At 50.5% G+C, this 5,181-nt stretch carries 3 protein-coding genes and 1 pseudogene; 1 reads left to right on the top strand and 3 read right to left on the bottom strand.

Going from position 1 to position 5,181, the window contains the following annotated elements:
- Positions 1 to 44: 44 nt before the first annotated feature.
- Both aroA and QVO97_RS09915 read right to left on the bottom strand, forming a co-directional pair.
- A pseudogene (gene aroA / locus QVO97_RS09920) lies at positions 45 to 1,350 on the bottom strand (3-phosphoshikimate 1-carboxyvinyltransferase).
- 86 nt (positions 1,351 to 1,436) lie between these two features.
- On the bottom strand, positions 1,437 to 2,537 hold the full coding sequence (locus QVO97_RS09915; RefSeq protein WP_022360170.1) for a prephenate dehydrogenase: 1,101 nt from the start codon (positions 2,535 to 2,537) through the stop codon (positions 1,437 to 1,439).
- Positions 2,538 to 2,872: 335 nt separating this feature from the next.
- Here QVO97_RS09915 and QVO97_RS09910 point away from each other — a divergent pair, with 335 nt between their 5' ends.
- Complete coding sequence (locus tag QVO97_RS09910; RefSeq protein WP_022360169.1) at positions 2,873 to 4,963, top strand: elongation factor G; 2,091 nt, start codon at positions 2,873 to 2,875, stop codon at positions 4,961 to 4,963.
- A 29-nt stretch (positions 4,964 to 4,992) separates the two neighbouring features.
- Here the strand turns inward: QVO97_RS09910 and QVO97_RS09905 are convergent.
- The coding region (locus QVO97_RS09905) for a hypothetical protein (protein WP_288189579.1) at positions 4,993 to 5,181 on the bottom strand (189 nt) is incomplete at its 5' end.

The following is a 5,181-nucleotide window of genomic DNA, read 5'->3' as shown; positions in this document are numbered from 1 at the left end:
AAGCTTTTCCTGCCCTTTTTGTCTCAAATATGCATAGTCACATTTTATTTACACAACCGTTCCAGATCCCCATAGAATCCCGGATAGGAGATGTTCACGCAGTCTGCATCCAGAATTTCGGTCTCGCCGGAAGCGCCGAGTGCGGCAACGGCGAAGGTCATGGCGATGCGGTGATCCTTCTTGCTGTCGATCACAGCACCGTGCAGCGGCTTGCCGCCGTGGATGATCATGCCATCCTCGGTCTCGGTCACATCCGCGCCCATAGCAGTTAAATTCTCTACCATGACAGCAATGCGGTTTGACTCTTTTACCTTCAGTTCCGCGGCATCGCGTATGACGGTGGTTCCCTCGGCATAGCACGCCATCGCAGCGATCACCGGAAGCTCGTCGATGAGAGTCGGGATGATCGCACCCTCGATCGCGGTTCCAGTCAGCTTACCGGAGCGGACGAGCAGGTCGGCGGTCGGTTCGCCGGAGGCGGTGTTTACATTGAGAAGTTCGACGTCCGCGTTCATCGCCTTGCAGACGCGCAGGATGCCGTCGCGGGTCGGGTTGATACCGACATTTTTAATTAAGATTTCTGAATCCGGTACGATGAGTCCGGCTGCGATAAAAAAGGCAGCGGAGGAGATATCGCCCGGAACCAGAATTTTCTGTCCATAGAGCTGTTTTGCCGGCTGTAAAATCGCGGTGGTTCCTTCTGTGTGGATGTCTGCGCCGAATGCGGACAGCATCCGTTCACTGTGATCGCGGGAGATGTACGGTTCGGTCACGCGGGTTTCTCCGTCGGCATACAGACCTGCCAGCAGAATCGAGGATTTGACCTGGGCGGAGGCAACCGGAGAATTATAATGGATGCCGTGCAGCGGTGAGCCGGTGATGCAGCGGTGAGCCGGTGATATGGAGCGGCGCGCAGCCATTTCCATTGACACTCTCGATCTTTGCGCCCATCTGGGAGAGAGGATCGATGATGCGCTTCATCGGGCGTTTCTGGATGGAAGCGTCGCCGGTCAGTGTTGTGTCAAATTTCTGGGCCGAGAGAATGCCGGAGATCAGGCGTGTTGTGGTGCCGCTGTTGCCGCAGTCTAAAACGGAGTCTGGGGCAGTCAGCCCGTGCAGTCCACGTCCGTGGACGAGAACGGTCTCGCCCTGATTTTCGATCGAGATTCCCATTTTGGAAAAACAGGAGATCGTGGAGAGACAGTCTGCGCCCTGCAGGAAGCCGTGGATTTCGGTCAGTCCGTCTGCAAGAGCGCCGAACATGACGCTGCGGTGGGAGATGGACTTGTCTCCCGGAACGGTCAGTTCGCCCCGGAGAGAAGATGTATGGGTAAATTTCAGTGAGTTCATAGTTGTACCTGCCTAAACATTAATGTTGAAAGTTAAGTTTGAAACATACATTGCAGTCTACGCGAACAGCGTGTAATTGTATTTCTTCAAACGCGCCCACGCCGCTTCCATCGAATCCTTGTCGTAGAAGCTGATCCGCAGCGCGCCCTCGCCATGCTCACGGTTGTGGCTGATGCCGATATTTTTGATACTGATTCCTTTACCGGAGAGGATCGAGGNNCTTTACCGGAGAGGATCGAGGAAATGATGGAGATAGCACCTGGCTCGTCCACCACGTCGGCGGAGAAGGCGTATTCCGGCTGTATCGATCCTTTTGGAGTTTCTGCAAACGAATTCCGGTAGTCGCGGGAGGACTCAAACAGCTGGTAGATGGCTCTAGACTGGTGGTCGGACAGTTCTTCCCGCAATGTCGTCAGGGAATCAATGTAGCGATCCAGCACCTCAGTGATATTGTCTGTGTTCGTCATGCAGATCTGTTCCCACATGACCGGAGAAGAGGAGGCAATACGGGTGATATCCTTGAAACCTCCGGCAGCCAGCCGTTTCATCATCTGATCCTCGCTGTCGCAGTCGTGTACCAGGTTGACCAGGCTGGAGGCGATGAGGTGCGGCAGATGGCTGATCGCCGCGACAATGAAATCATGACGATGGTAATCCAGCACCAGGGGCAGCGCACCGATCGCATTTGCCACATCCACCATACGGTCAGTGTAGGAAGCCGGCGTGTGCGGCGTCGGGGTAATGATATAGTACGCATTTTCCAGCAAATGGTCGGTTGAACTCTCGTAGCCGGTCTTTTCCGAGCCAGCCATCGGGTGTCCGCCGACGAAGCAGCTTTCCATGCCGAGCGCGGCAACGGTCTCATGAATGCTGGTCTTGGTGCTTCCGACGTCAGTCACAACCGTGCCTTCCTTTAAGAACGGCCGGATCTGGCGCAGATAGGATTCATTAAATTCAACCGGTGTGCACAGGAAAATGATGTCGCACTCGCTTAAATGCTCGTCCACGCCGTCCAGAATCAGGTCAACAATGCCGTCTGCATGTGCCTGTTCCAATTTTTCGCGGGTCCGCATATAAGCCATGATCTGAATATCCGGGGCGCTGCGTTTCAAACCTCTGGCGATAGAGCCGCCGATCAGACCGAGTCCGATGAAACCGGCGGTAAGATGATTAATCGGTGTATTCATAGCAATTACGCTCTCTTTCATAAGTAGTATAGTAAAAAAATGAAACTAGAAATTATTGTAGAATAGAACAAGTCACTTGTCAACGATTTTACGCGTTGAAGTGAAAAAGAAAATTTTTTGCATCTGTTTATTACTAAATTTGCGAAAATGCGATTGATTTCACCGCCTTTGAACAGGGAAATTGTCGCATTTTCAATGCTTTTCAAAATAAAACGAATAAATTTTGTATAAAGGTGTTGTTTTACTTGAAATTTTCTCTATTTTCTTGTACAATATGAACAGAGGTTGAAATACAAGAAGAAAACATCAAAATAAATAGACGGGAGGACTTAACTATGAACGTGTATGGGACAAAACAAATCCGCAATGTAGTGTTACTGGGGCACGGCGGTGCCGGCAAGACAACGGTAGCAGAGGCGCTGGCACTGGTAACAGGTACTACCAAGAGAATGGGAAAAGTTCCGGAAGGAACCACCATCAGCGATTATGATAAAGAAGAAATCAAGAGACAGTTCTCTATCTCCACCACGCTGATTCCGTTGGAGTATCAGGGAGAAGATGGACCGATCAAGATTAACCTGTTAGATACCCCTGGCTATTTTGATTTTGTGGGAGAAGTAGAGGAAGCTATCAGTGTAGCAGATGCAGCAGTCATCGTTGTAAACTGCAAGGCTGGCATCGAAGTCGGAACCGAGAAAGCATGGGAACTCTGTGAAGAGTACAACCTGCCGCGCCTGTTCTTCGTTACCAACATGGATGACGATCAGGCAAGCTTCCGTGAGCTGATCTTAAAACTGGAGAAACAGTTTGGCCGTAAGATCGCGCCGTTCCAGGTGCCGATCCGTGAAAATGAAAAATTTGTCGGCTTTGTCAATGCGGTAAAGATGGAAGGCCGCCGTTTCACTCATTTAAGCGAATATGAGAAATGCGAGATTCCGGAGTACACCAAGAAGAACCTCGGCATCATCCGTGATGCGCTGATCGAGGCAGTGGCAGAGACGAGTGAAGAATATATGGAGCGCTATTTCTCCGGTGAAGAATTTACACAGGAAGAGATCGCACAGGCGCTGCGCGAGCACGTAAGTGAGGGCAACATCGTTCCGGTTATGATGGGTTCCGGCATCAATGCACAGGGCTTCGCATATTTGCTGCAGGCGATCGATAAATACTTCCCGTCACCGGACAAGTTCGAGTGTGTCGGTGTCGATGTATCGACCGCAGAGCGCTTTACCGCTAAATATAATGACGATGTATCCCTGTCGGCACGTGTTTTCAAGACTGTGGTTGACCCGTTCATCGGCAAATACTCCCTGATGAAGGTTTGTACCGGTACCTTAAAACCAGATACCGTTATCTACAATGTAAACAAAGACGCTGAAGAGAAAGTTCAGAAAGTATATGTTCTCCGCGGCAAGGATGTCATCGAGGTTCCGGAATTAAAGGCGGGCGATATCGGCGCGGTTGCCAAATTAAACGTTACTCAGACCGGCGATACCATCGCAGTCCGCACGGCTCCGATTGTATACCACAAACCGAAGATTTCTACCCCGTATACCTACATGGCATACGCAGCTAAGACCAAAGGCGATGAGGACAAGATCTCCAGTGCACTGGCGAAGATGATGGACGAAGATCTGACACTCAGAAGCGTCAGCGATACCGAGAACCGTCAGACCTTACTTTACGGCATCGGCGAGCAGCAGCTCGAAGTCGTTGTCAGCAAGCTGCAGGCAAGATATAAAGTAGACATTGTGCTCAGCAAACCGAAATTTGCATTCCGCGAGACACTTCGCAAGAAAGTAGAAGCACAGGGCAAATATAAGAAACAGTCTGGTGGACATGGACAGTACGGCGATGTTAAGATGTCCTTCGAGCCGTCCGGCGATCTGGAGACACCATATGTATTCGAAGAGAAGGTATTTGGCGGTGCCGTTCCAAAGAACTACTTCCCGGCAGTTGAGAAAGGTGTTCAGGAATGCGTACAGAAGGGTCCGTTGGCTGGATATCCGGTTGTCGGTGTGAAAGCAACCCTGTTAGATGGTTCCTATCATCCGGTTGACTCCTCCGAGATGGCATTCAAGATGGCAGCGACGCTGGCATTCAAGAAAGCGTTCATGGAAGCGAATCCAGTTCTCCTTGAGCCGATCGCATCTCTGAAAGTAACCGTTCCGGATAAATTCACCGGCGACGTTATGGGCGATCTGAACCGCAGAAGAGGTCGTGTTCTCGGTATGAACTCCAACCATCACGGCAAACAGATCATCGAGGCAGATATCCCGATGTCCGAGCTGTTTGGTTATAACACCGACCTTCGTTCCATGACCGGCGGTATCGGTGAATTCTCCTATGAGTTCAGCCGCTACGAGCAGGCTCCGGGCGATGTACAGAAGAGAGAAGTGGAGGCGAGAGCGGCAGAAGCTGAATAATGGCAGATGTAATGTAGGTGCGTAAATGGCTATGAGAGTGCATAAAGCTGATTGGAAGGCTTGGATAGGGCATTGGATTGAGCCCAGAATTGTCTGCGATTTGGTTGTAAAATATAGACAAAACAGAATCGCCTGCCTATGCGCGAAATGCCGAAAATAAAAGAAGCGCTTACCGTTTCGGTCAAAAATATGATATTCTTATATAAATAAGCAGAAAA

The organism is Clostridium sp. CAG:43, assembly GCF_000434655.1.
In the GTDB taxonomy this organism is placed as follows: domain Bacteria; phylum Bacillota; class Clostridia; order Lachnospirales; family Lachnospiraceae; genus Otoolea; species Otoolea fessa.
This window is presented reverse-complemented; position numbering and strand designations above follow the sequence as displayed.